The organism is Bradyrhizobium sp. SZCCHNR1043, assembly GCF_032489675.1.
Classification (GTDB): domain Bacteria; phylum Pseudomonadota; class Alphaproteobacteria; order Rhizobiales; family Xanthobacteraceae; genus Bradyrhizobium.
Window position 1 is genome coordinate 194,585 of sequence record NZ_JAUEYN010000016.1, and the last position, 25,991, is coordinate 220,575.

Annotated in this window: 22 protein-coding genes and 1 riboswitch; of the genes, 11 read left to right on the forward strand and 11 right to left on the reverse strand. The window is 65.6% G+C overall.

The window, feature by feature from the left end; all coding sequences use genetic code 11:
• Positions 1 to 57: 57 nt before the first annotated feature.
• Together QX039_RS27175 and QX039_RS27180 are read right to left on the reverse strand one after the other, a co-directional pair.
• Complete coding sequence (locus QX039_RS27175; RefSeq protein WP_315770479.1) at positions 58 to 1,407, reverse strand: carbohydrate porin; 1,350 nt, start codon at positions 1,405 to 1,407, stop codon at positions 58 to 60.
• A 428-nt stretch (positions 1,408 to 1,835) separates the two neighbouring features.
• Positions 1,836 to 2,693, reverse strand: coding sequence for a LysR family transcriptional regulator (locus QX039_RS27180; protein ID WP_315716073.1), 858 nt, complete (start codon positions 2,691 to 2,693; stop codon positions 1,836 to 1,838).
• A gap of 97 nt (positions 2,694 to 2,790) precedes the next feature.
• On the opposite strand from QX039_RS27180, the gene QX039_RS27185 reads away from it, so the two are divergent.
• A complete protein-coding gene (locus QX039_RS27185; RefSeq protein ID WP_315739902.1) occupies positions 2,791 to 3,168 on the forward strand; it encodes a tautomerase family protein in 378 nt (125 codons plus the stop codon).
• Between the two features lie 27 nt (positions 3,169 to 3,195).
• Here the strand turns inward: QX039_RS27185 and QX039_RS27190 are convergent, their stop codons facing one another.
• From QX039_RS27190 to alaS, 3 genes are all read right to left on the reverse strand, one after another.
• Positions 3,196 to 3,723, reverse strand: coding sequence for a hypothetical protein (locus tag QX039_RS27190; protein ID WP_315770480.1), 528 nt, complete (start codon positions 3,721 to 3,723; stop codon positions 3,196 to 3,198).
• 600 nt (positions 3,724 to 4,323) lie between these two features.
• Positions 4,324 to 5,553: a cyclic nucleotide-gated ion channel gene (locus QX039_RS27195; protein ID WP_315739936.1), complete on the reverse strand. Its 1,230-nt coding sequence runs from the start codon at positions 5,551 to 5,553 to the stop codon at positions 4,324 to 4,326.
• A gap of 2 nt (positions 5,554 to 5,555) precedes the next feature.
• Positions 5,556 to 8,234: an alanine--tRNA ligase gene (alaS, locus tag QX039_RS27200; RefSeq protein ID WP_315770665.1), complete on the reverse strand. Its 2,679-nt coding sequence runs from the start codon at positions 8,232 to 8,234 to the stop codon at positions 5,556 to 5,558.
• Positions 8,235 to 8,415: 181 nt separating this feature from the next.
• Positions 8,416 to 8,527, forward strand: a riboswitch (glycine riboswitch).
• A 145-nt stretch (positions 8,528 to 8,672) separates the two neighbouring features.
• Here alaS and gcvT point away from each other — a divergent pair.
• The 3 genes from gcvT (at position 8,673) to gcvP (ending at position 13,219) form a co-directional block, all read left to right on the forward strand.
• Positions 8,673 to 9,821: a glycine cleavage system aminomethyltransferase GcvT gene (gene gcvT, locus QX039_RS27205; RefSeq protein ID WP_315770481.1), complete on the forward strand. Its 1,149-nt coding sequence runs from the start codon at positions 8,673 to 8,675 to the stop codon at positions 9,819 to 9,821.
• Positions 9,822 to 9,830: 9 nt separating this feature from the next.
• A complete protein-coding gene (gcvH, locus tag QX039_RS27210) occupies positions 9,831 to 10,196 on the forward strand; it encodes a glycine cleavage system protein GcvH (protein ID WP_315770483.1) in 366 nt (121 codons plus the stop codon).
• A gap of 149 nt (positions 10,197 to 10,345) precedes the next feature.
• The gene (gene gcvP, locus QX039_RS27215; protein WP_315770484.1) at positions 10,346 to 13,219 is read left to right on the forward strand and encodes an aminomethyl-transferring glycine dehydrogenase; all 2,874 of its coding nucleotides are present in this window, start codon (positions 10,346 to 10,348) and stop codon (positions 13,217 to 13,219) included.
• On the opposite strand, the gene QX039_RS27220 is transcribed toward gcvP, so the two are convergent.
• Both QX039_RS27220 and recA read right to left on the reverse strand, forming a co-directional pair.
• Entirely contained in the window at positions 13,198 to 14,277 is a 1,080-nt protein-coding gene (locus QX039_RS27220; protein ID WP_315739907.1) for a DUF1835 domain-containing protein, read from the reverse strand. The two genes, gcvP and QX039_RS27220, sit on opposite strands and share 22 nt — an antisense overlap.
• Positions 14,278 to 14,571: 294 nt before the next feature.
• On the reverse strand, positions 14,572 to 15,660 hold the full coding sequence (gene recA / locus QX039_RS27225) for a recombinase RecA (protein ID WP_315739908.1): 1,089 nt from the start codon (positions 15,658 to 15,660) through the stop codon (positions 14,572 to 14,574).
• Between the two features lie 561 nt (positions 15,661 to 16,221).
• Here recA and QX039_RS27230 point away from each other — a divergent pair.
• The 3 genes from QX039_RS27230 (at position 16,222) to QX039_RS27240 (ending at position 18,425) form a co-directional block, all read left to right on the forward strand.
• A complete protein-coding gene (locus tag QX039_RS27230) occupies positions 16,222 to 16,515 on the forward strand; it encodes a hypothetical protein (RefSeq protein WP_315739938.1) in 294 nt (97 codons plus the stop codon).
• A 1,350-nt stretch (positions 16,516 to 17,865) separates the two neighbouring features.
• Complete coding sequence (locus QX039_RS27235; protein WP_012045383.1) at positions 17,866 to 18,105, forward strand: DUF6894 family protein; 240 nt, start codon at positions 17,866 to 17,868, stop codon at positions 18,103 to 18,105.
• Between the two features lie 188 nt (positions 18,106 to 18,293).
• On the forward strand, positions 18,294 to 18,425 hold the full coding sequence (locus tag QX039_RS27240; RefSeq protein WP_315770689.1) for a hypothetical protein: 132 nt from the start codon (positions 18,294 to 18,296) through the stop codon (positions 18,423 to 18,425).
• A gap of 18 nt (positions 18,426 to 18,443) precedes the next feature.
• On the opposite strand, the gene QX039_RS27245 is transcribed toward QX039_RS27240, so the two are convergent.
• Both QX039_RS27245 and QX039_RS27250 read right to left on the reverse strand, forming a co-directional pair.
• Positions 18,444 to 18,692 carry a hypothetical protein gene (locus QX039_RS27245; protein WP_315739910.1) on the reverse strand — a complete coding sequence of 83 codons (249 nt, stop codon included), beginning with the start codon at positions 18,690 to 18,692 and terminating at the stop codon, positions 18,444 to 18,446.
• A 120-nt stretch (positions 18,693 to 18,812) separates the two neighbouring features.
• On the reverse strand, positions 18,813 to 19,109 hold the full coding sequence (locus tag QX039_RS27250) for a hypothetical protein (RefSeq protein WP_315739911.1): 297 nt from the start codon (positions 19,107 to 19,109) through the stop codon (positions 18,813 to 18,815).
• Positions 19,110 to 19,369: 260 nt separating this feature from the next.
• Between QX039_RS27250 and QX039_RS27255 the strand changes: the two genes are divergently transcribed.
• Both QX039_RS27255 and QX039_RS27260 read left to right on the forward strand, forming a co-directional pair.
• Positions 19,370 to 19,828 (forward strand): PaaI family thioesterase, encoded by a 459-nt coding sequence (locus QX039_RS27255; RefSeq protein WP_409998826.1) that lies wholly within the window; start codon positions 19,370 to 19,372, stop codon positions 19,826 to 19,828.
• A 165-nt stretch (positions 19,829 to 19,993) separates the two neighbouring features.
• Positions 19,994 to 20,245 (forward strand): PilZ domain-containing protein, encoded by a 252-nt coding sequence (locus tag QX039_RS27260; RefSeq protein WP_315716061.1) that lies wholly within the window; start codon positions 19,994 to 19,996, stop codon positions 20,243 to 20,245.
• A gap of 15 nt (positions 20,246 to 20,260) precedes the next feature.
• Here the strand turns inward: QX039_RS27260 and QX039_RS27265 are convergent, their stop codons facing one another.
• Both QX039_RS27265 and QX039_RS27270 read right to left on the reverse strand, forming a co-directional pair.
• Positions 20,261 to 22,234, reverse strand: a complete 1,974-nt coding sequence (locus QX039_RS27265) for a pyrroloquinoline quinone-dependent dehydrogenase (protein ID WP_409998832.1) — start codon at positions 22,232 to 22,234, stop codon at positions 20,261 to 20,263.
• A 275-nt stretch (positions 22,235 to 22,509) separates the two neighbouring features.
• Positions 22,510 to 24,018: a caspase family protein gene (locus QX039_RS27270; RefSeq protein ID WP_315770486.1), complete on the reverse strand. Its 1,509-nt coding sequence runs from the start codon at positions 24,016 to 24,018 to the stop codon at positions 22,510 to 22,512.
• Positions 24,019 to 24,230: 212 nt separating this feature from the next.
• Between QX039_RS27270 and QX039_RS27275 the strand changes: the two genes are divergently transcribed.
• On the forward strand, positions 24,231 to 24,641 hold the full coding sequence (locus tag QX039_RS27275; RefSeq protein WP_315770488.1) for a hypothetical protein: 411 nt from the start codon (positions 24,231 to 24,233) through the stop codon (positions 24,639 to 24,641).
• Positions 24,642 to 24,853: 212 nt separating this feature from the next.
• Positions 24,854 to 25,900, forward strand: coding sequence for an HD-GYP domain-containing protein (locus tag QX039_RS27280; RefSeq protein ID WP_315770490.1), 1,047 nt, complete (start codon positions 24,854 to 24,856; stop codon positions 25,898 to 25,900).
• Positions 25,901 to 25,991: the final 91 nt, after the last annotated feature.

Sequence of the window (25,991 nt, forward strand, 5' to 3'; positions counted from 1 at the left end):
GCCTCGCGCAGATGGGGCGGATGCTGCACACCCGCCCCGTCGGCTCACATCACAGGATCAGAAGTGCACGACCGTCCGCAGGCCGAGCACCACCGCATTGCCGGTCTTCAAGCCGGCGGCGTTGAAGCCGCGTCCGCCCGGATTGATGACATACTGGGCGTCGAACTTCAGGTTCATCCAGCCGGTCGCCTGCCAGCCATACCAGGCCTCGATCGGCACCTCGTTGCCGCCGGCATTCGGCGTCAGCGCCGCCGAGTTGACATGCGTCGTGCCGACCGCGAAGCCGACCTCGTCGTCGGGACGGAACGAGAAGGTGCCGGTGTGCTTGACGCCCCACGAGATCTGGTAGTCCTGATACGAGGTGCGGTGATCGGCGACGCTGGTGTTGAGGAAGGTGTACCAGCCCTGCGCCTTGGGACCCTCGACCGTCAGCCGCTGCAGGATCGATTCGTAGAAGCCGTAGCGGCCGCGCTGGCTGCTGAGGTTCTGATCTCCCACGCCGGGACCACCGGGGACGACGGCGACGATGCCGGGCAAGCCGCCATCGATCGTCGACGCGCTGTCATACCAGCCGCCGAAGCGCCAGGTGCCGTTCAGCGGACCGCTCGGCTCCCACACCACTTCCACCGGCACCAGCACGCCCGAGGCGGGAGTGGAGCGCGGAATGCCCGGCGCGAGGTAGACGCCGGCGTCCGACGTCGTCAGATAGTTCGGATTGGCGTCGTAGACGCCGACCGACAGCTTCCATTCCTTGGTGAAGTTGTAGTGCACGACGCCGGCCCACTGGCTCACCGGCCAGTTGTAGATGTAGCCGCCCTGGATGTTGCCCGGCTGGCCGCCGCAGAAGGTCAGGTTGATGAACTCGCACTGGCCGAAGAAGAAGTCGGAGCCGACCGGCAGCCGGCCGCCCTTGAGCACGAGGCGGTCGTCGAACAGCTTCTGCTGATAGTAGAATTCGGTGAGGCGCAGGATGTTGCCGCGGCCGAACACCTCGTTGGTCAGTTGCAGCGCCGGAATGCCGGCCTCGCTGTTGAGATTCTTGCCGAAGCGATCGACCAGCGTCACGCCGATCATGCCGCCCTGGATGCCGGCGAGCTTGGCCATGTCGAACTTGGCTTCGAACCACAATTGCCCGGCATTGGCCGCGGTGTTGCGCGAGCCACCCGACAGATTGGTGACGGCTTCGTCGCCGAGCGTGAGCGCGAGCGAGATGCCCTGCTCCTTCAGCCTGGTCCGGCCGAGATCGCCGAACAGATACGGCCGCGTCCAGAAATCATCGACACCCGCATAGGGAATCGGCGGCGCCTTCATCGGCAGATCGGCCGCGACCGCACCACCGCCACCCAACAAACAAGACAAAGCAACCCCTACGCCGCACATGCGCGCGGTCGTCGCAAACCCACTCATTTTTCCTGCTCCTCGCAGCGTCCCCAGGCTCTGGATGTTGTTCTGTCGCGTCCGGCCCAGAGCCTCCGTCCCGGCACGCGCTTCCCCACGGCTCAATCCCGGCCGCCGCTCATTCGAGGAGCGATTTCGTCAACCTGAGATTGGATGGCAATCCTAGCAAGCACCAGGGCGCCCTTGAATAGTCATATTATATTTGGGAGTCGGTATAACCGTAACTGTGACATGAGTGTCACATGCCGCATTGCGGAATAAGGCTTACGTCAATTCCACCCCGGCGACTCCTGAGGAGCCAATTCCAAGAGCGATCAGATCTGCGCGCGGGCACGCGCGATCCATCCGCGAGCAGGACATCCGGCCGTCGAAATAGCGTTCGGAGTTGATCTCAGCTCCAAGCTCCATCACCTGCGCCGCGGCACGCGCCGCATGCATCACGCCCGCACCGCGCTTCGGAAGGCCGCCACGAGGGCATCGAGCGCCGCGCGCGCCCGGCCATCCCTCACCCGCGTGTGCAGCACGACCGGCAGCCGGGGCAGCTCCGGCAATCCGAGCCTTGCGCCGACATCGACCGCGCCCGATGGCAGCATGCGCGGCGCGAGCGCGGCAACGCCGAGCCCGGCCGTGACGGCCGCGACGACCGCCGCAACGCCGCCGCCGACGAAGATTTCGGCCCAGGACACGCCGGCCGCATCGAGATGCTGCGCGGCCATCGCGCGCACGCCGCACGGCTCGGCCATGGTCGCGACCGGCAACGGCTCGCCCGCGCGCGGCTCCCAATCCGGGCCAGCGAACCAGCCGAACTTCTCCTCGGCCACGAGGTCGCCATCGCTGCGTCCGGCATGCAGGCGGACGATCACCGCCTCGAGCTCGCGCCGGTCGTAGCTCTGCAGCAGGTCGGCCGACGATCCGATGCGGATCTCGACCACGAGATGCGGATCATGATCGTTCATGCGCGCGATCAGCGCCGGCAGCTCCGGCCCGGCGACATGGTCGCTGATGCCGATGATCAGGCGCTGCCGCACGCCGGCGAACACCGCGAGCGCGCGGTCATGCGCTGCCAGCAGCTGACGGGCAGGATCGAGGAAGACCCTGCCTCGCTCCGAGAGCTGCACATGACGCGGCGTGCGCTCGATCAGCCGGCACCCCAGCCGGTTCTCGAGCCGCCGCAGCTTCAGGCTGATCGCGGCCTGGGTCGTCTGCATCGCCTCGGCGGCACGGGTGAAGCTGCCGAGCTCGGCGATACGGACGAAGGCCTGGACCTCGTCCAGGTCGAGCGGGTGTTCGGTCATTTCCAGCCATTATGACTGATATCTCGATCCCCAGCATACCCGAACCGCACCGCCGCATCTAACCTCTCAGCCGACATCACGGATGAAAGGACTAGGGATGCCGCTGCTTCACATCTCGCTGCGCGCGGGCAAGCCGGAGGCCTACCGGCAGGCGATCTTCGACAGCCTCTACCGGGCGATGCGCGAGGCGCTCGACGTGCCGGAGGACGATCAGTTCATGACCATCACCGAGCACGATCCTTCCAACTTCCGCTATGGCAACGCCTTCGGCATCAACCGCAGCGACGATCTCGTCTACATCCAGATCACCGTCTTCAACACCCGCACGCGAGAGCAGAAGAAGGCGCTGTTCCGACGCATCGCCGAGCTGCTTGGGGAAAGCCCCGGCATCAGGCCGGAGGACCTGTTCATGACCATCCTCGACGCCGCCAAGGAGAACTGGTCGGTCGGCCACGGCCTCGCGCAATTTGCGTGAGGCGATCGGCGGCGAGAGCACATTGGTTTATTTTTCGAGAAGACGTGAGAGTTCTTCTGCTCCGAGTCGCTTCCGTTCGAAAACTGCGATTGCAAGCCGCTCCACCTTTGCGCGATGCTGCAAGACCAGTTCGAACGCTGGTGCGTGTCCCTCGTGCATCATGGCCGACTGCTCATCGTCTACTAGGTCTTCTAGTAGCTCCACCATCTTGCCGTAGTCGCCCCAGCCAGCTCCCTCATGTGTAGGAGCATCGAACATTTTTTGAGCTTCCATGCCTACGGCACATACAGCGAGCTGATCTACAAGACCGACTGAATTTTGGTATACTAGCACCAGCTTGGCTTGCCCCCGAGTTGTCTGTATGCGCGCGGTGGCGCTAATTTTCTCACCCCCGAGTTGGCCGACGGGCAGCATCGCCAGACAGGAGAGCGTGACATCGCTCTTCAGACTGGTCCAAAATTGGATACACTGAAGGCTGATTTCACGAACCGGTTCAAGACGATCTCCGGCTTCAAGAGCTTCGCGCAAAAATAAAACGCTTCCGAAAATCAGCAAACCATGCCTATTCTCCCTTCGTTCCGGTCCGGATGAGGGGCGTACGCGTCGTCACGAAACGTTGGGCCGGCAATGCGGTGGACGTGAGGGCATCAGCGCGCTTCATGCGCGGACGAATGATGCGCTTGCGGACGTGAAGTCGCGTGGTCCTGACACCCCGAAGCTGGTGTCCCCGCGGCGGCGAGCGAGAAGCGCGTCGTCGCGCACGGTGGCCAACAAGCCCGGTGCACCGAGGAGATCGCGTATAAGCGTTAAAACCGCCGCGCAGGGAATGCCGGATGAATCGGCTTTGCCTGTGGTACCTGCCGCCTGCATTTTTTTCGCAGGCGGGCCATGGGTGAGGCCCTCACCCGGCATTCCCTGCGCCCTCATCATCGATCGAGGGTGGATGCTTTCCGCATCTCCTGGGTGCAATCGCGCCGCGGGACCGCGTGTGCATGCCCGGCTGTTTGACTGGTTGGTAGATGAGATACAGCTCGTAGCTGCGCCACTCCCCGCTCGCCGCAGCGAGGACGTTGATGGGCAATCTGTCTTGGGCGGCGATCTCGGTCTCACCCTCCCCTGGAGGGAGAGGGTGACAGCAGGACTCGTTGTTCGGACCTACCCGTCCGTCTGGTCGTCGTGCTCGGCCTGCGACAGCTCGGCGAGGGCGAGGTCACCGGAATCGGCCATGCGCGCCTTGGCGATGGTCCGGACATGCGCGGCCAGCGCCGGCATCCGCGCGATCAAGGCGTGGAAATCCTGCGCGTCGAGCACCAGCAGCCGGGTCTTGCGTGTCGCCGTCACGGTGCCCGAGCGCTTGGTCCGATGCAGCAGCGCGATCTCGCCGAAGAACGTGCCGTCGGCGAGCTTGACGCATTGCGTCGGCAGCTCGATCTCGACCTCGCCGGCAGTGATGAAATACATCGAGGAGGCGGCATCGCCGCGCCGCACCAGCACCTCGCCGGACTCGATCGTGCGCGCGCGCAGCAGCCGCATGATGTCGGCGATTTCGGACGCCGAAAGATGCGAGAACAGCGGCACCCGCGCCAGCATGCCCCAGGTGACGACGAAGTCGCGCCGCTTGATCTCCTCGGCGAACGCGGTCGAGATGATCGCGACCGGCAGCGCGATCATGGCAAAGCCCCAGATGATCGCGAACACCGTGATGATGCGGCCGAGCGGCGTCACAGGCACGACGTCGCCATAGCCGACGGTGCCGAGCGTCACGATCGCCCACCACATCGCATGCGGGATGGTGCCGAACTTGTCCGGCTGGACGTCGCGCTCGACCGCATAGAGCAGCGAGGCGAACAGCAGCACCGCGCCGGCCAGGATGACGAGGCAGCCGATCAAGATGCGCCGCTCGGCCTGCACCGCCGACAGCAGCGAGCGCAGCGCCGGCGAATAGCGCACCAGCTTGAGGAACGGCAGCACGATACACACCGCTTCCAGGCTGCGGTCGCCAAGCACGAGCGCAATCGCGGCCGGCACGAAGGACAGGAGGTCGACGACACCGAGCGCGGAGAAGGCGTAAGCGAAGCGATCCTGGCGCGGCGACTGCCGCCGCGGCATGTGGCCGGCGACGCTCCAGAGACGGGCGACATACTCCGCGGCGAAGACGATCAGCGCGCCGATCTTGATCGCGCGCAGCAGTCCGCCAATGGCGGCCGCGATGTCCGGGTCCGATGCCAGCACCACCGCCAGCACGTCGAGCGTGATGACGAGCACGATGAACTGGACGACGCGCGAGCCGTGCGTGCTCGGCAGATGGTCGTGCTCGAGCAGCTCGTACAGCCGGTCGCGCAGATCGGGATCGCGAACGCTCTCGCCCGGCCCGAGCGGCGGCACGATCAGCCGGCCTTGCCGATCGCGCTCTCGATCGCGGCCAGCGCGGCCTCCGCCTTGCCGCCGTCGGGGCCGCCGGCCTGGGCCATGTCGGGACGGCCGCCGCCGCCCTTGCCGCCCAACGCCTCGGACGCGGCGCGCACGAGGTCGACCGCATTGAAACGCGCGGTGAGATCGGCGGTGACGCCGACCACGACGCCGGCCTTGCCGTCCTCGGTGACGCCGACGATCGCGGCGACGCCCGAGCCGAGCTGCTTCTTGGCCTCGTCGGCCAGCGACTTGAGATCCTTCATCTCGATGCCCGAGACGGCGCGGGCCATCAGCTTGATGCCGCCGACGTCGCGGATCCCGGCGGGAGCGCCGTTGCCGGTCTCCTGGCCGCCACCCATGGCGAGCTTCCTGCGCGCGTCCGACAGCTCACGCTCGAGCTTCTTGCGTTCCTCCATCAGCGCGGTGATGCGCGCCGGTACGTCCTCGACCGTGGTGCGCAGCTCGGCCGCGGCGGCCTTGGCGAGCGACAGATTGTGGTTGGCATGCGCGCGGGCGCCGCGAGCGGTCAGCGCCTCGATGCGGCGGACGCCGGACGCCACCGCGCTCTCGGAGGTCACCGCGATCAGGCCGATGTCGCCGGTGCGCCTGACATGGGTGCCGCCGCACAGCTCGACCGACCAGCCCATCGCGTTCGAGCCCTGCTCGCGCGCGACGTTGCCCATCGAGACGACGCGGACCTCGTCGCCATATTTCTCGCCGAACAGCGCGCGGGCACCGGCCTCGCGGGCATCGTCCAGCCCCATCAGGCGGGTCGTGACCTCGGCATTCTCCAGCACGACGTCGTTGGCGATGTCCTCGACGCGGGCGAGCTCCTCCGGGGTGATCGGCTTCGGATGGACGAAGTCGAAGCGCAGGCGGTCGGGCGAGACCAGCGAGCCGCGCTGGGCGATGTGGTCGCCGAGCACCTGGCGCAGCGCCTCGTGCAGGATATGGGTCGCCGAATGGTTGGCGCGGATCGCCGAGCGCCTGCTGTGATCGACGTCGAGTTGCAGCGCGGAGCCGAGCTTGAGCGTACCCTGCTCTACCGTGCCGATATGCGCGAACAGGTCGCCGGCCTTCTTCTGGGTGTCGGTGATGCGGACGCGGACGCCGTCGCTGGTCATGAGGCCGGTGTCGCCGACCTGGCCGCCGGATTCGCCGTAGAACGGGGTCTGGTTGAGCACGATGACGCCGCTCTCGCCGGACTTGAGGCTCTCGACCTCGGCGCCGTCCTTGACCAGCGCGGTCACTGCGCCTTCGGCGGTCTCGGTCTCATAGCCGAGGAACTCGGTGGCGCCGAGCTTCTCGCGCAGCGGGAACCAGACGGTCTCGGTCGCAGCCTCGCCGGAGCCGGCCCAGGCCGCGCGCGCCTTGGCGCGCTGGCGGTCCATGGCGTCGGTGAAGGAAGCCTGGTCGACGCTGATGCCGCGCGACTTCAGCGCGTCCTGGGTGAGATCGAGCGGGAAGCCGTAGGTGTCGTACAGCGTGAAGGCGACGTCGCCGTCGAACATGTCGCCCTTCTTCAGAGTGGCAGACTTCTCGTCGAGGATGGCCAGCCCGCGCTCCAGGGTCTTGCGGAAGCGGGTCTCTTCGAGTCGCAGCGTCTCCTTGATGAGCGCCTCGGCGCGGATCAGCTCCGGATAGGCCTGGCCCATCTCGCGGGAGAGCGTACCGACCAGCTTGTGCATCAGGGGCTCGCGGGCGCCGAGCAACTGGGCGTGGCGCATCGCGCGGCGCATGATCCGGCGCAGCACATAGCCGCGGCCTTCGTTCGACGGCAGCACGCCGTCGGAGATCAGGAACGACGAGGCGCGGAGATGATCGGCGATGACGCGGAGCGACGCCTTCTGCGGGCCCTGCGGGTCGGCATTGGTGAGGTCGGCGATGGCGCGGATCAGGGCGACGAACAGGTCGATGTCGTAATTGTCGTGCTTGCCCTGCAGCACGGCGGCAACGCGCTCCAGGCCCGCCCCGGTGTCGATCGACGGCTTCGGCAGCGGATTGCGGACCCCGCCCTCGAGCTGCTCATATTGCATGAACACGAGGTTCCAGATCTCGATGAAGCGATCGCCATCGGCCTCCGGCGAGCCCGGCGGGCCGCCCCAGATCTTGTCGCCGTGGTCGTAGAAGATCTCCGAGCACGGGCCGCATGGGCCGGTGTCGCCCATCTGCCAGAAATTGTCCGAGCCGGCGATCCGGATGATGCGGGATTCCGGCAGGCCGGCGATCTTCTTCCAGAGCCCGAACGCCTCGTCGTCGTCGATGTAGACGGTCGCGGTCAGCTTGTCCTTCGGGAGGCCGAACTCCTTGGTGACGAGCTTCCAGGCGAGCTCGATGGCGTTCTCCTTGAAATAGTCGCCGAACGAGAAGTTGCCGAGCATCTCGAAGAAGGTGTGGTGGCGGGCGGTGTAGCCGACATTGTCGAGGTCGTTGTGCTTGCCGCCGGCGCGCACGCATTTCTGCGACGTCGTAGCGCGGTTGTAGGGCCGCTTCTCGACGCCGGTGAAGACGTTCTTGAACTGCACCATGCCGGCGTTCGTGAACATCAGGGTCGGGTCGTTGCGCGGCACGAGCGGCGAGGACGGCACGATCTCGTGGCCGTTCGCGGCGAAGAAGTTGAGGAAGGTCGACCTGATCTCGTTGACGCCGCTCATAGCAATCCAATCGAAGAAGTCCGGGAATTCGGCGGTGATGCTTTTAGACAAGGGGACTTCGCGTGTCCAGAAACTGTGCAGAAACATCATGGGCTTGCTGCACGGCTCCTAAAGCTGGTTGAAAGCCCGAGTGACGCGTTGACAGCCTGCGCGGGCTGGTGTTTGGTCCGGGACATAGACGACAGTCGCGTCGGGAGAGACCGGTCTTCTGAGGTTCTGGTTGAACTTCAAGGGTCGGCGCCGAAGGAGCAACCGCCCCGGAAACTCTCAGGCAAAAGGACCCTCGCGACTGCAACTGCATCTGGAAAGAGACGCTGGCCGGGCTTTGACCGGACCGCGTCCGCCGACGGGATAATACTCTCAGGCACAGCGACAGATGGGGCTTCGGTGGCGTTTTTCGGGACTGGTCCCGAGGAACCGCGCGAGGACCCCTGATCGATGGCTGAACCGGCTGCCCCCCTTTCTTTGAAGCGAACGCCGCTCCATGCGCTGCATGTCAGCCTTGGCGGCAAGATGGTGCCCTTCGCGGGCTATGAGATGCCGGTGCAGTACGCCCCCGGCGTGCTCAAGGAACACCTCCATACCCGCAGCGCGGCCGGACTTTTCGACGTGTCCCACATGGGCCAGGTCGCGCTGGTGCCGAAATCCGGCAAGGTCGCCGACGCCGCAGCCGCGCTCGAGCGGCTGGTGCCGCAGGACATCGTCGGCATCCCGGCAGGCCGGCAGCGCTATGCCCAGTTCACCAACGCCGACGGCGGCATTCTCGACGACCTGATGGTGGCAAATTTCGGCGAGCACCTGGTGCTGGTGGTCAACGCCGCCTGCAAGGACGCCGACATCAAGCTGCTGCGCGACGGGCTGTCCGACGTTTGTGACGTGCAGCCGCTGACCGACCGCGCGCTGCTGGCGCTGCAGGGGCCGAAGGCTGCGAGCGTGCTGGCGAAATTCTACGCAGAGGCCGAGGGCATGCGGTTCATGGATGCGGGACCGCGCATGGTCGACGGGCTCCCCTGCTACGTCTCCCGCTCCGGCTATACCGGCGAGGACGGCTACGAGATCTCCGTTCCCGCCGCCAAGGCCGAGCAGCTCGCCGAAGCGCTGCTGTCCGACAACGACGTGCTGCCGATCGGGCTGGGCGCCCGCGACAGCCTGCGGCTCGAGGCCGGGCTCTGCCTCTACGGCCATGACATCGACACGACGACGACGCCGGTCGAGGCCGCGCTGGAATGGTCGGTGCAGAAGGTCCGCCGCACCGGCGGCGCGCGTGCTGGCGGCTTCCCCGGCGCCGACAGGATCCTGGTGCAGTTCGATGGCGGTGCGACACGCCGCCGCGTTGGCTTCAGGCCCGAGGGCCGCGCACCGGTGCGCGAGGGCGCGCCGCTGTTCGCGAGCGCCGACTCGGCCGAGCCGATCGGCCAGGTCACCTCCGGTGGCTTCGGACCGACGCTGAATGCGCCGGTCGCCATGGGCTACGTGCCGACCGCCCTCTCCGCAATCGACACCCGGCTGTTCGCCGATGTGCGCGGCCAGCGCCTGCCGCTGCGCGTCGCCGCCATGCCTTTCGTTCCCAACACCTACAAGCGCTGAAGGACGTCCATGACCACGCTCTACACCTCCGACCATGAATGGCTCAGCATCGATGGCGACACAGCCACCATCGGCATCACCGACTATGCGCAGGCCCAGCTCGGCGACGTCGTGTTCGTGGAGCTGCCGCAGGTCGGCCGCGCGCTGAAGAAGTCGGAAGCTGCCGCCGTGGTCGAGTCGGTCAAGGCCGCTTCCGACGTCTACGCGCCGATCAGCGGCGAGGTGGTCGAGGTCAACCAGGCGATCGTCGACGAGCCTGCGCTCGTCAACACCGACGCCGGCGGCAAGGCCTGGTTCTTCAAGCTCAAGATCGCCGACCGGGGCGAGCTCGGCGGCCTGATGGATGAGGCCGCCTACAAGGCGCATACGGCGTGAGACGTGCGGTGCGGCGATACTCACCACTGTCATCGCCCGGCTCGACCGGGCGATCCACTACGCCGCGCTCTCTCCGCCTGATCTCACCATCGATGTTTACTGGATGCCCCGCCGTCGCGGGGGCATGACGAGGCATAGAGGATTTGCTCATGACCACGCCGCTCAAGCCGCTCGATGATGCCGCCACCAGCTTCGCCCGCCGCCATATCGGTCCTTCCCCCCGCGACGTCGCGGCGATGCTGGAGACCGTCGGCGCCAAGAGCGTGGCGGAGCTGATGGCGCAGACGCTACCCGGCACGATCCGGCAGACGGCGCCGCTCACCCTCGAGCCGGCGCTGAGCGAGCCCGAAGCGTTGTCGCATATGCGCGCACTGGCGGCGCGGAATCAGGTCTTCACCTCGCTGATCGGCCAAGGCTATTCCGGCACGCTGATGCCGGCGGTGATCCAGCGCAACATCCTGGAGAACCCGGCCTGGTACACGGCCTATACGCCCTATCAGCCGGAGATCAGCCAGGGCCGGCTGGAGGCGCTGTTCAACTTCCAAACCATGATCTGCGATCTCACCGGGCTCGACGTCGCCAATGCCTCGCTGCTGGACGAAGCCACGGCGGCGGCGGAGGCCATGGCGCTGGCCGAGCGGTCGGCACGGACCAAGACCAAGGCGTTCTTCGTCGATCAGGATGTCCACCCGCAGACGCTGGCGGTGCTGCGCACCCGCGCCGAGCCGCTCGGCTGGCAGCTGATCGTCGGCGACCCGGCCAAGGATCTGGACAGCGCCGAGGTGTTCGGCGGCCTGCTGCAATATCCGGATACGACGGGCGCGCTGCGCGATCCGCGCCCCGCGATCGCCCGGCTGCACGACAAGGGCGCGCTCGCGATCCTCGCTGCCGACCTGCTGGCGCTGACATTGATCGCCTCGCCGGGCGAGCTCGGTGCCGACATCGCGATCGGCTCGGCGCAGCGCTTCGGCGTGCCGATGGGCTATGGCGGACCGCATGCCGCCTACATGGCGGTACGCGATGCGCTGAAGCGCTCGCTGCCCGGCCGCATCGTCGGCCTGTCCGTCGATTCGCGCGGTGCCCCCGCCTATCGGCTGGCGCTGCAGACCCGCGAGCAGCACATCCGCCGCGAGAAGGCAACGTCGAACATCTGTACCGCGCAGGTGCTGCTGGCGGTGATCGCTGCGATGTATGCCGTCTATCATGGCCCCGACGGGCTGAAGGCGATCGCCCGCACCGCGCATCGGCGGACCGCGGTGCTGGCTGCAGGGCTGCGCAAGCTCGGCTTTGCGCCGGAAAGCGAGACCTTCTTCGACACGGTCACCGTCGAGGCCGGCGCCAAGTCCGATTCGATCATCGCCCTCGCGGAAGGCGAGCGGATCAACCTCGGCCGCGACGGCAGCAGGCTGCGGATCGCGCTAGACGAGACCACGACGGCCGATGTCGTCGAAGCCGTCTGGCGCGCATTCGGCGGCGACCTCTCCTACACGGCGATCGAGGCGGAAGCGCGCGAGGCGCTGCCGGCCGAGCTCAAGCGGCAGCGGCCGTACCTGACCCATCCGGTGTTCCACGCGCATCGCTCCGAGACCGAGATGCTGCGCTACCTGCGCAAGCTCGCGGACCGCGATCTCGCGCTCGATCGTGCGATGATCCCGCTCGGCTCCTGCACGATGAAGCTGAACGCGACCACCGAGATGATTCCACTGACGTGGTCGGAATTTTCCAGCCTGCACCCGTTCGCGCCGCGCGCGCAGGCGGCCGGCTATCACACGATGTTCGCCGATCTGACCGACTGGCTGTGCCGCATCTCCGGCTATGATGCCGTGTCGCTGCAGCCGAACTCGGGCGCGCAGGGCGAATATGCCGGCCTCCTGGCGATCCGCGGCTATTACGCCGCCCGCGGCGAAGGCCATCGCACCATCTGCCTGATTCCTTCCTCCGCCCACGGCACCAACCCGGCCTCGGCGCACATGGCCGGCATGGAGGTGGTCGTGGTCGGCTGCGATGCAGGCGGCAATGTCGATCTGGCCGATCTCAAGGCCAAGGCGGAAGCGCATAGCGCCAAGCTCGCCGCCATCATGATCACCTATCCCTCGACGCATGGCGTGTTCGAGGAGCACATCCGCGACATCTGCGACATCGTCCATGCCCACGGCGGACAGGTCTATCTCGACGGCGCCAACCTCAATGCGCAGGTCGGCCTCTCCAGACCCGGCGATTACGGCGCCGATGTCAGCCATTTCAACCTGCACAAGACGTTCTGCATTCCGCATGGCGGCGGCGGCCCGGGCATGGGGCCGATCGGCGTGAAGGCGCATCTGGCGCCCTTCCTGCCCGGTCACCCTGCGACCGATGGCGCGAGCGCGCATCCGATCGGGCCGGTCTCGGCGGCGCCGTATGGCTCCGCCTCGATCCTGACCATCTCCTACATCTACATGCTGCTGATGGGCGGCGACGGCCTGACCCGCGCCACCGAGATCGCGATCCTCAATGCCAACTACGTCGCGGCGCGGCTCGATGCGCATTTTCCGGTGCTCTACCGCAACGAGCGCGGCCGCGTCGCGCATGAATGCATCATCGATCCGCGGCCGCTCAAGCAGAGCAGCGGCGTCACCGTCGACGACATCGCCAAGCGGCTGATCGACTACGGCTTCCATGCGCCGACCATGAGCTTCCCGGTGGCGGGCACCTTGATGATCGAGCCGACGGAATCGGAGTCCAAGGCGGAGCTCGACCGCTTCTGCGACGCTATGATCGCGATCCGCCAGGAGATCGCCGAGGTCGAGCAGGGCCGCTTCGGAATCGAGGCCTCGCCGCTCCGCCACGCGCCGCACACGGTGCATGACATCGCCGACGACGATTGGAACAGGGCCTACCGGCGCAGCGAGGGCTGCTTCCCCGCGGGCACCTCGCGCACCGACAAGTACTGGTGCCCGGTCGGCCGCGTCGACAACGTCTACGGCGACCGCAATCTGGTGTGCTCATGCCCGCCGGTGGCCGACTACGCCCAGGCGGCGGAGTAAGCCTCCTCACGCATGCTCCAAGGGATCGGGCGCCACGGCTCGCGACAATCAATGACGTGAGGCGTGCCATGATCCGGAGCGATGAGCACCGCATGCCAACGCCAGAGATTGGCGTTGATCAATTCGGTGCCGCCCCACCAGCGCCAGATCGGATTATGGCTGCTGAAATCCTCCTCGCCGGCGAGGATTGCCTTGCCGAGCGGTGTCAGCGACAGCGTGCTGGCCCTGTAGCGCTCGAGGCGTTCACGGCTGTCGTGCATCTCGACCGAGAATGGCGATTCGGCGAGGCCCGAAATTGCAGGCACCGGCGCGAGCGCCAGACCGTCGAGCAACGTGCCTCCTTCCCAATAGTCATAGACGCGCCGTTGAAAGCGATCCTGATGATGCGGCAACAGGTCGAATGGGTGCTGATAGCCGGCTGACAGCAATTCGAGGATTCTTAGCTCCGATGCTCCGAGGCCCGTCGCAACACCGGGAAGCTCATCGAGCATCTCCTGCACGCAGCGGCGAAGCTGCGGCAGTGCACTGAGATCCTGCTTCAACAGATCGAACCAGGCTTGCGGCGTCGGCGCCCGAAACGCCCGCCATGCCAGATGACCCAGGTCGAGATGCTCACGTGCGAGCTCTACGCCGGCAATGGTCCGACCGGCGAGTCGCCCGGCCGGGGCATCGAATAGCGGTACATCGACATGCCGCAATACGATCTTCGTCGCGATCTCCGCGTGATGGCGCAGATAATCCAAGAGCCAGATCAGCACCAACTGGTCGTTCGGACGGGTTCCCATCCACAGCTCGACGCTATCGCAGCGGTCAACAAGTTCGAGAAAACTGTGACTCCGCCCGCCGGCCGCCATGACGTCGCTACGCGAGGCGAAATCCAACCAATGCCCCCGCTTCCGTCGCGTGGTGCGCTGGACGAGATACGCCGATAATTCGGCATCGGATGGCAGCGGTCCCCACACGAAACGATGGAGAATTGGCACCACCAGGTCGGCAAAGCCGCCCCTCCGAAGCGCTCCGGCGCTCGGATCATCGGCCGCTAGAATCAAACGCGTCATGCTGTTGGCTCCGGCACGGCCCGATTGGCTCAAGGCGCTATCAACATATTCGCGATCGGCTCCCGGCGCCCAGGATCGGCGTCGGAAGTCTCGGTGCCGCCGTGCGGATCCGGTCCGCTCGTCCGCGTGCACGCCTTCAGCTATTCGCGTTGAAGATCGTATCCGGCGCTCAGAGACGCATTCTCGCTGCATTCGGGAATGCAGCCGCAGATTTCGGTAGAGCACCACACATCTGCAAACGGGCGCTGGAACGTCGACAACTCAACGTCCACGGCGCCCGCCGCCGCCGTACCCCTACTCTTCCGCCGGCTCCTCACCGTCGGCGTCGCGCTCGGCATTGCCGGCCAGGATCTGCTCGGCGATCAGGCCGGAGTTCTGGCGGATCGCGGCTTCGATCTTGGCAGTCATGTCCGGATTGGCCTTGAGGAACGATTTCGAATTCTCGCGTCCCTGCCCGAGACGCTGGCTATCGTAGGAGAACCAGGCGCCGGACTTCTCGACGATGCCGGCCTTGACGCCGAGATCGAGGATCTCGCCCATCTTGGACACGCCCTCGCCATACATGATGTCGAACTCGACCTGCTTGAACGGCGGCGCCAGCTTGTTCTTCACCACCTTGACGCGGGTGGTGTTGCCGATCACCTCATCGCGCTCCTTGATCGCGCCGATGCGACGGATGTCGAGGCGCACCGAGGCATAGAACTTCAGCGCGTTGCCGCCCGTGGTGGTTTCCGGCGAGCCATACATCACACCGATCTTCATGCGGATCTGGTTGATGAAGATCACCATGGTGTGGGATTTGTTGATGGAAGCGGTCAGCTTGCGCAGCGCTTGGCTCATCAGGCGGGCCTGCAGGCCCGGCAGCGACTCGCCCATCTCACCCTCGAGCTCGGCCTTGGGCACCAGCGCCGCGACGGAGTCGACGACCAGCACGTCGACCGCCCCCGAACGCACCAGCGTGTCGCAGATTTCCAGCGCCTGCTCACCCGTATCCGGCTGCGAGATCAGCAGCTCGTCGATGTTGACGCCCAGCTTGCGCGCATAGACCGGATCGAGCGCGTGCTCGGCATCGATGAAGGCGCAGATGCCGCCCTTCTTCTGCGCCTCGGCCACCGTGTGCAACGCCAGGGTGGTCTTGCCCGATGATTCCGGCCCGTAGATCTCGACCACCCGCCCTTTTGGCAGCCCGCCGATCCCCAACGCGATGTCGAGCCCGAGCGAGCCGGTCGACACCGTCTCGACATCCATCGAACGGTCGTTCTTGCCCAGCTTCATCACCGAACCCTTGCCGAACTGACGTTCGATCTGGGACAGCGCAGCAGAGAGCGCCTTACTCTTATCCATTGAGGAACCTTCGACGATACGCAGGGCGGTGGCGGACATTGGCGCTCCTTATGGCGGGGATTCGCGAGATGGACAAACGGTTAACGAGGTCGGCCAGCAATCTTGAGGTGAATGTACTCCATCCGTTCTTTGTTCGCAATATGTTCTTCCCAACAATCATCGCTCTCAGCCCCCCTGACAACCGCGGGGACACGCCTGCCACTCGGGGGCCGGCGCGCAGTCCACCGAGCAGCAGCGAGGGAGCGCCGCCCGATCAGCGCGCCCAGAAGCGAAGTACGGGGTGCTGGATGACGGCGACCGCGAAAGGATCCTGATCCGGCTGGAGGCGGAAGCCATGTGCGCGAGCGGCGCAGCCGCCGACCGGCGATCGCGCGGATGATGACCAGCCTGTCCGAGCGCTCCAACCTCGCCCACCGCGCCTGCGGCAGACATCAACTCAATTATAAGTTGTTAGTGTCGTCCCGGCCGTGCCCCATCATCCTGTTGGTCGTTCTCTATGAGCCTCGCACACCGCTTCCAATTTTCGGCACCAGCATGACCGGATCCAACAAGGAACAGACCCTCACGTTGTGGCGCCCCGTCGGCCCAAAGGAGCTTGCCTTGATCGAGGCGTCGGGCATGCGTGCGTTTCCGCCGCGCCTTCCTGAGCAGCCGATCTTCTACCCGGTGCTCACCGAGGACTATGCCGTGAAGATCGCACGGGACTGGAACGTGCCGGCGAGCGGCGCCGGCCACGTGCTGCGCTTTGCGATCCTGCGAGGCTTCATCGACACCTACGAGGTGCGCGAGGCCGGCGGCCGCAAGCATCGCGAGCACTGGATTCCCAGCGAAGACCTCGCCGACTTCAACGCCGCAATCGTTGGACCGATCGTGCTTGTCAGGTCTTTCCCTTGAAACTACCAAACTCCTACACGCGTGCGTAGATCGCACATTCCGGGGTTCTCCTGACAGGAACGAAGTTCCCTCGCCTCTTCTGCTTTTGTTCGGCTCATCGTGCGTGCAGGCGCACGGTTTCGATGCAGATGCGCATGCAATGCTCGGCCGCGCGCAAGCTGTGTCCGGCCAGAAGTTCCGCAACAGAAGCGTCCGCGGATCTGCCGCGGCTTTCTGAGGCGGAATGGCACCCTGCGTTCCGACCGGAGCAATGGCCGGCGCGCGAACAGCTCGACGGCCGCCATATGACGAGCGACAGATGAAACGGCGCCCGCCAGGACGCTGTCTCGTGCCATGCCAGAGGGAGCCACGAGAGCCGTTCGCGCAGCCCCCTATGACCGGGCGAATGAGTGGGCCGAATGGAAGCCGGCGTGATCCGCATCACGCAGCACGCGGCGCTCACGACATCTTCAAGCCACAAACCATTGTCATAAACTTTGGGTTGCGTTATAGAATCATGGTTGTCGTACGTCTGAGCAAATTTTTGATCAGCCCCGGATTTGTTTGTTCGTTGCGATGATGGTCGCCGCACATTGTCAGTGGTGTATCGCCTTTGGTGTATCGCCCGTGGTGTGCCGTCGACCGATCCCTTGCAGCCTGCCTGCTACAACATTTGCAGGCTCCGTCACCCGTAGGCGCACGGCCCTGAAACCATCCGCGCCGAAAGAAAGCCCCGGACGACGTCCGGGGCTTTCGACGTTGATAGCTCCGCTCGGGATGCATCCCCCCGTCATTGTCGTGATGTCGAGGAACGGATCGCTTGCGTTGCGCTTCATATTGGCGATGACAAGAGATGACGTGACGTGCCCGTCCTGCAGGGCCGGCCTTCAAAGGATCGAGCTTCACTCGCAGCAAGGCGCCGCGGGAGAGAGGCGTTGTCCGGCTTGCGATGAACTCTTGGAAATGGTCGACGGCGCGACGCAGATCGCCTACCGACTGACAGTCGTGCCGGAACGGATCTTCGATCACAGCTAGGCGCGCGTCCCACGGCGATTGATCGAGATGGCAACCTTGATCTGACGCAAGGCACGCCTACTAGTTTCGCACTAGTCTAACTACGTCATTGCCGAACTGCCCTCGCTGGGAAGCTACGACGTTGACGCCGAGCCTCGGACCGCGGCGGTCCGAGGCTCATTCGTTGGCCTGCAATCCGTCCGATTGCGCCGCACATCCTCAACGGCAATCAGCTCAACGGACAGCGCGACCGACCGTATTTTACCGGAATTGATCCGAGGGGGTTTTGCGCTTCCATTTGCGATGCGTACATCAAACCCAGCGGCCTGGGGCGGTCAGGGCTCACCGGTTTTGGCAATGCCGCTCTATTTCTTTCGTATCCGTAACGGCCACTTCTCAGGCGCGTCCGAGTATGGGACCGAGTGCGCCGACCGCAACGCAGCCTGGAAAGAGATGACCACCGTCTGTGCCGACATGGCCAGCAGCATCTCGCGCAAGCTCGCCGAAAACTCCGAATGGCAGATGGAGCTGCTCGACGAGGCACGGCAGCCGGTCTTCCGCATCCGGATCGTCGCCGAGTCGCTGGATCAGGCCTGACGGCTCGCCACACCTCTTGTAGATCGTCACCGACGAGAACCACAACCGAAGCCTGTGGCCGGCGAGGTGACTGCGCGTCATTTCGCCAGCCGAGCTTGATCCAGATCAAAATGCCTGTCTGCATCCTGGCAGACATTTAAATTTGTATGGGTAATCTGATCTTCAAATGTCCGCGAACGGGGATGAACGTGCAGCATTGGCTGGAAGAGCCGAAGCCCGGCGATCCCGCGTACGCCTATGAAACCGTGGTCTGCAAGGCCTGCACGCGGCTTCATTTCATCAATCGCGACACGCGCAAGCTTCTTGGCGAGAAGGAATGAGGCGCTAGCCGGAATGATTCAATCGGCGCTGGGAAGCCGCCGCATCGTGAACTCGATGGCCCCATCGGGAAGCTCGCGCCAGCTTTCGACGGCGCTCATGTAGCCGGCCTTGGGATAGCGGGTCAGATAATCGCGGGCCTTGGCGCGCGCTTGCTCGCGCGGCAGCGTGAACGTGTCACGAACGTAGCCGTCGCGAACCGGGCCCACGCTCTTCTTCTGGCGCCGGGCCGCCATCCGGCTGGCCATGTCTCGAGGACGCATCCCCATCGACGAACTCCAACGCGCTGCCACACCGTCAATATAGACGGGGCCGCGAGGAATCCGAGTCCGCAATCAGGCAAGCGGGCCCGGGAGGATCAGAGCCCGCCGACCCGAACGCGATAAATCTCAGTTGGTGCTGCCGACAGCCTTCGGCTTCTTGGCCGCGGTGGTCTTCATGGCAGGCGCCGCCTTGGGCTGCTCCGCCGCCCGGACGTTGCCCCAGGGATCGGCGCTCGTCTTGGCGTCCGGAATCTTGCGCATGGTGTCCTTGTAGGCCTGCTCCCGCGCCGCTTCGGCCTCTTTCTCCTCGGGCGACTTGGAGGGACCGTCGGCGAGAAGGTTGATGTTGGGCATCTGCGCCATTGCGGGAACCGCCCAGCCGGCCAGCACGGCGACCGCCATCGTCACGATCAGCTTCTTCATTGGTTACTCCCCGGTATAGGCGCCTTATACCATCGCTTCGCCATGCGCCAAGCCCGCGGCACTGTGCCGGAACGGTGGACCACAGGTCGGGATGTTCACGGCCGCATCGTCTGCGCGCACCTGCCGTCTGTTCCACGGTGTGCCCTCATCATAGTTTTCCAACTCCGGCCTTTTCAAGCCGCCGCTCTGCGGCAACATTCCGGCGGCTCCGCCGATCGCGTCGAGGCAAGTCGATGCCAAGACAAATCGATGACACGATCATGGAAGGACCTCCGCGCGTGCCGAACGAGACCCTGAACTTCACCACCGACGACGCGAGGCGCATCCTCGATGACGTGTTCGCGCCCTGGATCAAGGATCTTGGCTTGATCGTCGAGGACATCGCGCCGTCTGCGCAGGGCGAAGCCGGCGCCATCCTGCGCATGCCGTTCTCGCCGCGGCTCTGCCGCGACAATGGCGTCGTCTGCGGCCAGGCGCTGATGGCCTTTGCCGATACCGCGATGGTGATCGGGATGGTCACCGCGAGTGGCGGCTACCGGCCGATGACCACTGTCGACCAGACCACGCATTTCATGCGCGCCGTTGCCTCCGCTGACGTCCTGGCGGATGCGCGCGTGGTGCGGATGGGCCGCACCATGAGCTTCGGGCGGGTCACACTGACCAGCGCCAGCGATGGCAAGCCGGTGGCCATGGTGTCGAGCGCCTTCGCGATGCTCTGATCTGCGGCCTCTCTGATCCGCGGCCCGGCGGGGGGGGGTTAACGAAACATGAAGGCGACGGCCCGGGCTTCGCAGGCCGGATTCATCTGATCGAAACGCGAGACTGATTTATTTTAGGTGCTTTTGACGCGAAAGGTGACGCCATTCGGCACCGGGTTACAGGCCATGAGCGAGACGAGTGACAAGCGCATTGCACCGAGGCATCGGGTGCTGAAGCAGGGCAGGCTGGCATTCGACGGCGGCGGCGCGGTCGATTGCATGGTCCGCAACATGTCCGACACTGGCGCCAGGGTCGAGGTGGTCAGCCCGGTCGGTCTGCCCGAAGCCTTCACGCTGGTGATCCCGGCCGACAAGTTCACGCGGCGCTGCCACGCAGTCTGGAGCCACGACAAGCGGATCGGCGTGGCATTCGACTGATAGCGGCGCGGCGGGCTAGACCCGCCGCAGGCGCCATCGCCACAACGTCACCAACAGACCGACCAGCACCCCGACCGCGAGCAGGACGCCGGCGGCGAACCGTCCGCCCGGACGATCAATCGTCCGTGACCACAGCGAGGGCCCTTCGCCATCGCGCGCCAGCCGAAACGCCACGACGCTGTCGCCGAGCGATGTGCCCGCCTCCGAATGGCCGCCCGCTGCGATCACCACGAATTGCTCGCCCTTCCATTCATAGGTCATCGGATTGGCGATGCCCGGCGCCGGCAACCGGCCCTGCCAGAGCTCCTGACCTGAGACAGCGTCGAAGGCGCGCAGATAGGCATCCATCGCGCCGGTGAAGACGAGGCCGCCGCCCGTGACCACGACGCCGTTGACGAGCGGCGTGCCCCACTTGAACGCCAGCCCGAGCGGCGCGCGATCCTCGGTGGTGCCGACCGTCGAGCGCCACAGGATCCTGCCGGCCTTGAGATCGACCGCGACCATTTCGCCCCATGGCGGCCGGTTGCACAACAGGCCGAGCCTGGACATGGCGACCACCCGCGTCACCGCGAACGGTGACCCGCGCTGCAATCCGAAATCGACACCGCGCGGCGGCGTCATCCGGTCAGCTTCGGCGCGCGGGATCAGCCTGACGATGTGGATGGCGCGGCTGACATTGGCGTAAAGGATCTGGTGCACGGGATCGAACGCCACGCCGCCCCAGTTCACGCCGCCTCCGGTCATTGGAAACAGCAACGCACCCTGAGTCGTCGGTGGCGTGTAGAGACCTTCATTGCGCAACGCCGCGAGCTGATCGTCACAGGAGGAATCGACGACGCGCGGCACGGCCCTGAAGACCTCTGCCACTTCGAAGTGCTGATTCAGCAGCGGCGGCACATGGGTCGGGAACGGCTGCGTCGGCGACAGAACCTCACCTTCGACGGCGCCCTGCGGCACCGCGCGCTCCTCCACCGGCCAGATCGGCGCGCCGGTGTCGCGGTCGAGCACGAACACGAAACCCTGCTTGGTCGGCTGCATCACGACGTCACGTGCACCCTGCCCGGTCTCGATCCGCGCCAGGGTCGGCTGCGCCGGCAGATCGTAGTCCCAGACGTCGTGATGCGTGGTCTGAAACGACCAGGCCAGTGCGCCGCTCTCGATCCGCAGAGCGACCACGGAATCGGCGTGCCTGTTGTCACCCGGACGCGCACCGCCAAAGAAATCCGGACTGGGCGAGGATGTCGGAAGGAACACGAGGCCGCGCACCTCGTCGACCGACATCGGCGCCCAGACGTTCGCATGTCCCGCCGCGATGCCGTCATGGATCAGCGGATCGAAACGCCAGCGCAGCTCGCCGGTGCGCGCATCGAAGCCGTGGACCGTGCCTTCGGGCGCATCGACCCGCACATTGTCGCCGATCGATGAGCCGACCACCACGACACCCCTGCTCGCCACCGGCGCCGAGGTGATCTGGAATTCGCCCGGCCACAGCAGGTCCTTGGCGATGTCGATCCGCACTTCACCGTTCGCTCCGAAGCCGGCGCAGGGCTGCCCTGTCCGGGCATCGAGGGCGATCAGGCGGGCATCGACCGTGCCCATGAACAACCTGCTGCGGCACGCCACGCCGGCCGGCGCCCGCTCGTCCACCCAATAGGCAACGCCGCGGCAGGCATAGCGATTGGCCGGGCGCCGTCCGTTGCCGACCTTGGGATCGAAACGCCAGCGCTGAACGCCGGTGCCGGGATCGAGCGCCACCACCTCGTTGAACGGCGTGCAGAACACCAGGCTGTCCTCGACCAGGATCGGCGTCGCCTCGAACTTGGTCCGCAAGGCGGCCGCGGGCGGCCGGCTCTGCAGATCCCCGGTGTGATAGTCCCAGGCAGGCACGAGCCGATCGACATTGGAAGGCGTGATCTGCGCCAGCGGAGAGAACCGCGTCCCACCGGCATCGCCGCTCCAGTGCTGCCAGGAGACGGCCGGCACCACCATCAGTTGGCTCCAGATGACGACCGCGCAAACACCCGCTCGACGCAATGACATGGACCTCTTCCTCCCGCAAACTGCATCCGAGGCGACGCAGCCGGGCCATGAAAGCAGCCTTCGCAGGCGGATCGAGCGGGATGGGACGGGCGGCGGCATCCGCGGGACGAGTGGTGGTGGGCGATGACGGATGGCGGAACCGAGCGGATGACCCGAACGAACCTCTCAAACGTCAGTGGCCGCCCCTGCGGACGGCCACATCGATGCGCAGAGGTCAGCGAGCTTCAGTAGCCGTAACCACGCCGTGTCGGATAGCTCTGCGGAGCCCGCCCATAGCCACCGCCATAGCCACCGCCGATGCCGATCCCGATACTGACCGGCGGCGCCACGCGCACCGGCGGTCCATAATACTCGCGCGGCGGAGGCGGCGGCGCATAGACGACGACATCATCTGGGTCGCGACGGGGTGTGCGGCTGGCGCGCCTGGGCGGATCCTCGTCGCGCTTTCGGGCCGGCTTCTCTTCGACCCGCTTCTGCGTCTCGGACTTCCGGCCCGGCGGAGGCGTCTGCGAGCATGGACAGGTGGGACCAGCCGCGGCAACGGCCGGCACGACCGGCGGGGTTGCCGGAGCGGCGGCCGGGATCGCTGCGTTGGCGGCCGCCACCACCGGCGTCACCACAGGCCGGTTGCGCAAGCGCTCGATCAGCTTGCGCGCGGTCGCGGTCAGGTCGCTGTTCGGATAGCGGTCGAGAAAGCCCTGATAGGACGCCACCGTATTGATCAGCACCGCCTCGTTCCAGGCTGCCATCCTGTTGTGGAGGTCGAGCCATTCGCGCGCCTGCGGGCCATAGGGCGGCGCGGTGTAGAGCGCCACGAAGGCCTCATACGCCTCGACGCTGCCGTCGCCAACGATGATTTCGTTGGCGGCCTCGATCGGCTTGCCCTGCAGGTTGCGCTTCCATTCATCGACGCTGCGCTTGGCGACGACCGGCCGCGGGCCGGCATTGGCAGCGCCCGCATCCGCCGACACCACGAAGCGAAAATCCTCCGTCAAGGACGACGAATCCCACGGCGTCTGCCGACCCTCGGTGACCTTGTTCACCGCGACGCGCACGCGCTTGAACGCCTGCTCGATCGGAAGGCCCGGTTCCCGCGCCGCCTGCAGCAGCGCCGTGGTGTAGGGGCTGTTGGCGCCGGTGCCATCCTCGGCTTCTGCGCCAGGCGAGGTCGAGTAGGACAGGAACGTGCCCGGTGCTCCGGTCTTGGTGTCCACCAGCGCAAGGCCGCGGCCCGCGTTCTGACTGATGGCAGGAAACGGATTGTTGCGGCAGGCATCGAGCAGCAGGATGCGCATCCGGCTCGGCACAGAATTCAGCGTGTTCAGGAGATCGTTGAGACGCACGGCCTGCAGCGGAATGTCGGCTTCACGTCGCGGATCCACGTCGACGGGCACGAGATAGTTCTCGCCATCGATCTGCAGGCCGTGGCCGGCATAGAACACCAGCGCGACCGTGTCGGGTCCCTTGGCCGCGATCTTGGCGGCAAAGTCGCCCACCTCCCTGTTGAGGTCCCGCTGCGACAGATCGGCGGCCGTCGTCACCTCGAACCCCGCCTCCCCCAGCATCTGCGCCATGACCTTGGCGTCATTGGCGGGATTCGGCAGCGGCGTCACCGAACGATAGGCCGACTGCCCGATCACCAGCGCCAGCCTGCTGGTTTCGGCCAATGCGGGAGTGAGGCCGGCAAACAGGCCGCCGGCGAGCAATGCAGCCCTGAGAGCGTGCCGAAACATGGGACCTCCAATCTGCTCATGGCGTGCCTGTTGGTCGAGCCGGTTCGTGACCCGGTTCATCCCGACGGGCACAATCCGGTGAGCACGATGCCGCACGGCCGGCGCCGTTCGCGCCCTTGCCGCCCGCGGCCGGACATCGTTGCTGCACGAGATCCCCGTAGCAATGCCGCGATCGCTGGCTAGCGTGCGCGCCGCAATGGGGGCGATGAGACATGCGGCGGATTGCGTCACAGGTGGGGCTGCTCTCGGCCCTGCTTCTGGCCGGCTGCGCCGCCGACAGCAATGCGCGCCTGCCGGCCTTCATGCGCGCCAAGGCGCCCGCGCCGCCGCAACCCGAAGCCGCGCCGGATGTCGCACTTCTGGTGCGCAAGAATCTCGACATGATCTTCGTCGCAACGACGCTGCCGCGCGATCTCGAGGCCACATCCGCCCGACAGACCGATGCCGGCGATACATGGACCGCCTGCGTGCGGGCCGGAATCATCTCGGTGAGCGGCGCAACGCTCCGGCGCCAGACCTATCGGCTCACGATCAGGCACAACGAGATCATCGACCGGCGACGCACGGCGTCCGCCGACGACTGTGTTTCTGAAGATTACAAAGCCATCCTGCCGACGAAGTGATTTTGACCCGAAGGCGATCTGGATCCGCCACGTCGACTGGAACTCGCCACGTCAGTTGGCGTGCTGGAACGGGCTACCGCATCGGTTGCGGATTGTTAGTTCTTAGCTAACGCAATTCCGCAACCGCACAGCGAACGAATGGCTCAAATTTAACGATTCCTGCGGAACATCTGGTTCGCAAAAGCGCGGAATGACCCTGGACACGGCTTTCCATGAACGTTCACCTCGTCGGCGATGACACAGCCAAGCTCGCTCTGCTTCGCGGCATGCTGGCCGAGCGCTGCTCGCTCACATCTGAACTGATCGGTGACGCCGAATTCAAAGGCGGAGACATCGACGCGATCGTCGTGGCCGCCGATCTGCGCCGCGTCGACAACATCACCGCATTGAAGGAGATCTCCGACCGGCTCTCGCGTATTCCGCGGCGGATCTTCCTCACCAACAACAAATCCCGTCTGTCGACGGTCCAGGCCTATGCGCTCGGCGCGACGAGCGTGCTGTCGAGCACGCCGAGCCGCAATCAGTTGCTCGGAAAGCTGCTCGATGTGCGCCCCGGTTCTGCGGCCAAGAGCATCGCGGTCGACGACCGACAGGCCGCATTTGCCGGCGCGTCCTGCATCGCCTCGATGTTTGCAGCCGTGCTGGGCGGTGCAGCGATCGACGTCGAGGAGACCCGGCGGGCGGGCAAGCGGATCGCCGACTGTATAGCGGAAAACGGTCTGTCCGATTGGCTCGCCACCGTTCGCCGCCATCACGAAGGCACCTATCAACACTGCCTGCTCGTGACCGGCATCACCGTGGATTTCGGCTTGAGCCTCGGCGTCCACAGTTCCGATCTGGAGCGTCTCTACATGGCCGCGATGTTCCACGACATCGGCAAGGCCAAAATCCCGCTGACCATTCTCGACAAGCCGGGACGGCTCGACGTCAAGGAACGCACGCTGGTGGAAACCCATCCCGTGGCCGGCTACGAAGCGCTGAAGGACAACGCAGCGATCACCGACGAAGTGCTCAAGGCGGTGCGCCACCATCACGAATTTCTCGACGGCAGCGGCTATCCCGATGGGCTTATGGCCGACAACATTCCAGATCTGACACGCATCCTCACCATCTCCGACATCTTCTCTGCGCTGATCGAATATCGCAGCTACAAGCCGGTGATGACGCGCGAGAAGGCCTATGAGATCCTCCAGGAGATGGAGGGCAAGCTCGAGAAGCCCCTGATCGGCGCCTTCCGCGAGGTGGCGCTGATCCGCTGATCGCAGCCGGCGATAGGCTGAACCGGCCGTTAACGCATCGATTCGAATTGTCTGCCAACGTCAAGTGTCTCTTGTCAGCTTTACGCTAGTG

What these genes read in the sequence shown, in the direction of transcription:
- QX039_RS27175 (WP_315770479.1), bottom strand. Translation starts at nt 1,407, where the DNA reads ATGAGTGGGTTTGCGACGACCGCGCGCATGTGCGGCGTAGGGGTTGCT.
- QX039_RS27180 (WP_315716073.1), bottom strand. Translation starts at nt 2,693, where the DNA reads ATGACCGAACACCCGCTCGACCTGGACGAGGTCCAGGCCTTCGTCCGT.
- QX039_RS27185 (WP_315739902.1), top strand. Translation starts at nt 2,791, where the DNA reads ATGCCGCTGCTTCACATCTCGCTGCGCGCGGGCAAGCCGGAGGCCTAC.
- alaS (WP_315770665.1), bottom strand. Translation starts at nt 8,234, where the DNA reads ATGAGCGGCGTCAACGAGATCAGGTCGACCTTCCTCAACTTCTTCGCC.
- gcvT (WP_315770481.1), top strand. Translation starts at nt 8,673, where the DNA reads ATGGCTGAACCGGCTGCCCCCCTTTCTTTGAAGCGAACGCCGCTCCAT.
- gcvH (WP_315770483.1), top strand. Translation starts at nt 9,831, where the DNA reads ATGACCACGCTCTACACCTCCGACCATGAATGGCTCAGCATCGATGGC.
- gcvP (WP_315770484.1), top strand. Translation starts at nt 10,346, where the DNA reads ATGACCACGCCGCTCAAGCCGCTCGATGATGCCGCCACCAGCTTCGCC.
- QX039_RS27220 (WP_315739907.1), bottom strand. Translation starts at nt 14,277, where the DNA reads ATGACGCGTTTGATTCTAGCGGCCGATGATCCGAGCGCCGGAGCGCTT.
- recA (WP_315739908.1), bottom strand. Translation starts at nt 15,660, where the DNA reads ATGTCCGCCACCGCCCTGCGTATCGTCGAAGGTTCCTCAATGGATAAG.
- QX039_RS27235 (WP_012045383.1), top strand. Translation starts at nt 17,866, where the DNA reads ATGCCGCTCTATTTCTTTCGTATCCGTAACGGCCACTTCTCAGGCGCG.
- QX039_RS27245 (WP_315739910.1), bottom strand. Translation starts at nt 18,692, where the DNA reads ATGGGGATGCGTCCTCGAGACATGGCCAGCCGGATGGCGGCCCGGCGC.
- QX039_RS27250 (WP_315739911.1), bottom strand. Translation starts at nt 19,109, where the DNA reads ATGAAGAAGCTGATCGTGACGATGGCGGTCGCCGTGCTGGCCGGCTGG.
- QX039_RS27255 (WP_409998826.1), top strand. Translation starts at nt 19,370, where the DNA reads ATGGAAGGACCTCCGCGCGTGCCGAACGAGACCCTGAACTTCACCACC.
- QX039_RS27260 (WP_315716061.1), top strand. Translation starts at nt 19,994, where the DNA reads ATGAGCGAGACGAGTGACAAGCGCATTGCACCGAGGCATCGGGTGCTG.
- QX039_RS27265 (WP_409998832.1), bottom strand. Translation starts at nt 22,234, where the DNA reads ATGGTGGTGCCGGCCGTCTCCTGGCAGCACTGGAGCGGCGATGCCGGT.
- QX039_RS27270 (WP_315770486.1), bottom strand. Translation starts at nt 24,018, where the DNA reads ATGTTTCGGCACGCTCTCAGGGCTGCATTGCTCGCCGGCGGCCTGTTT.
- QX039_RS27275 (WP_315770488.1), top strand. Translation starts at nt 24,231, where the DNA reads ATGCGGCGGATTGCGTCACAGGTGGGGCTGCTCTCGGCCCTGCTTCTG.
- QX039_RS27280 (WP_315770490.1), top strand. Translation starts at nt 24,854, where the DNA reads ATGAACGTTCACCTCGTCGGCGATGACACAGCCAAGCTCGCTCTGCTT.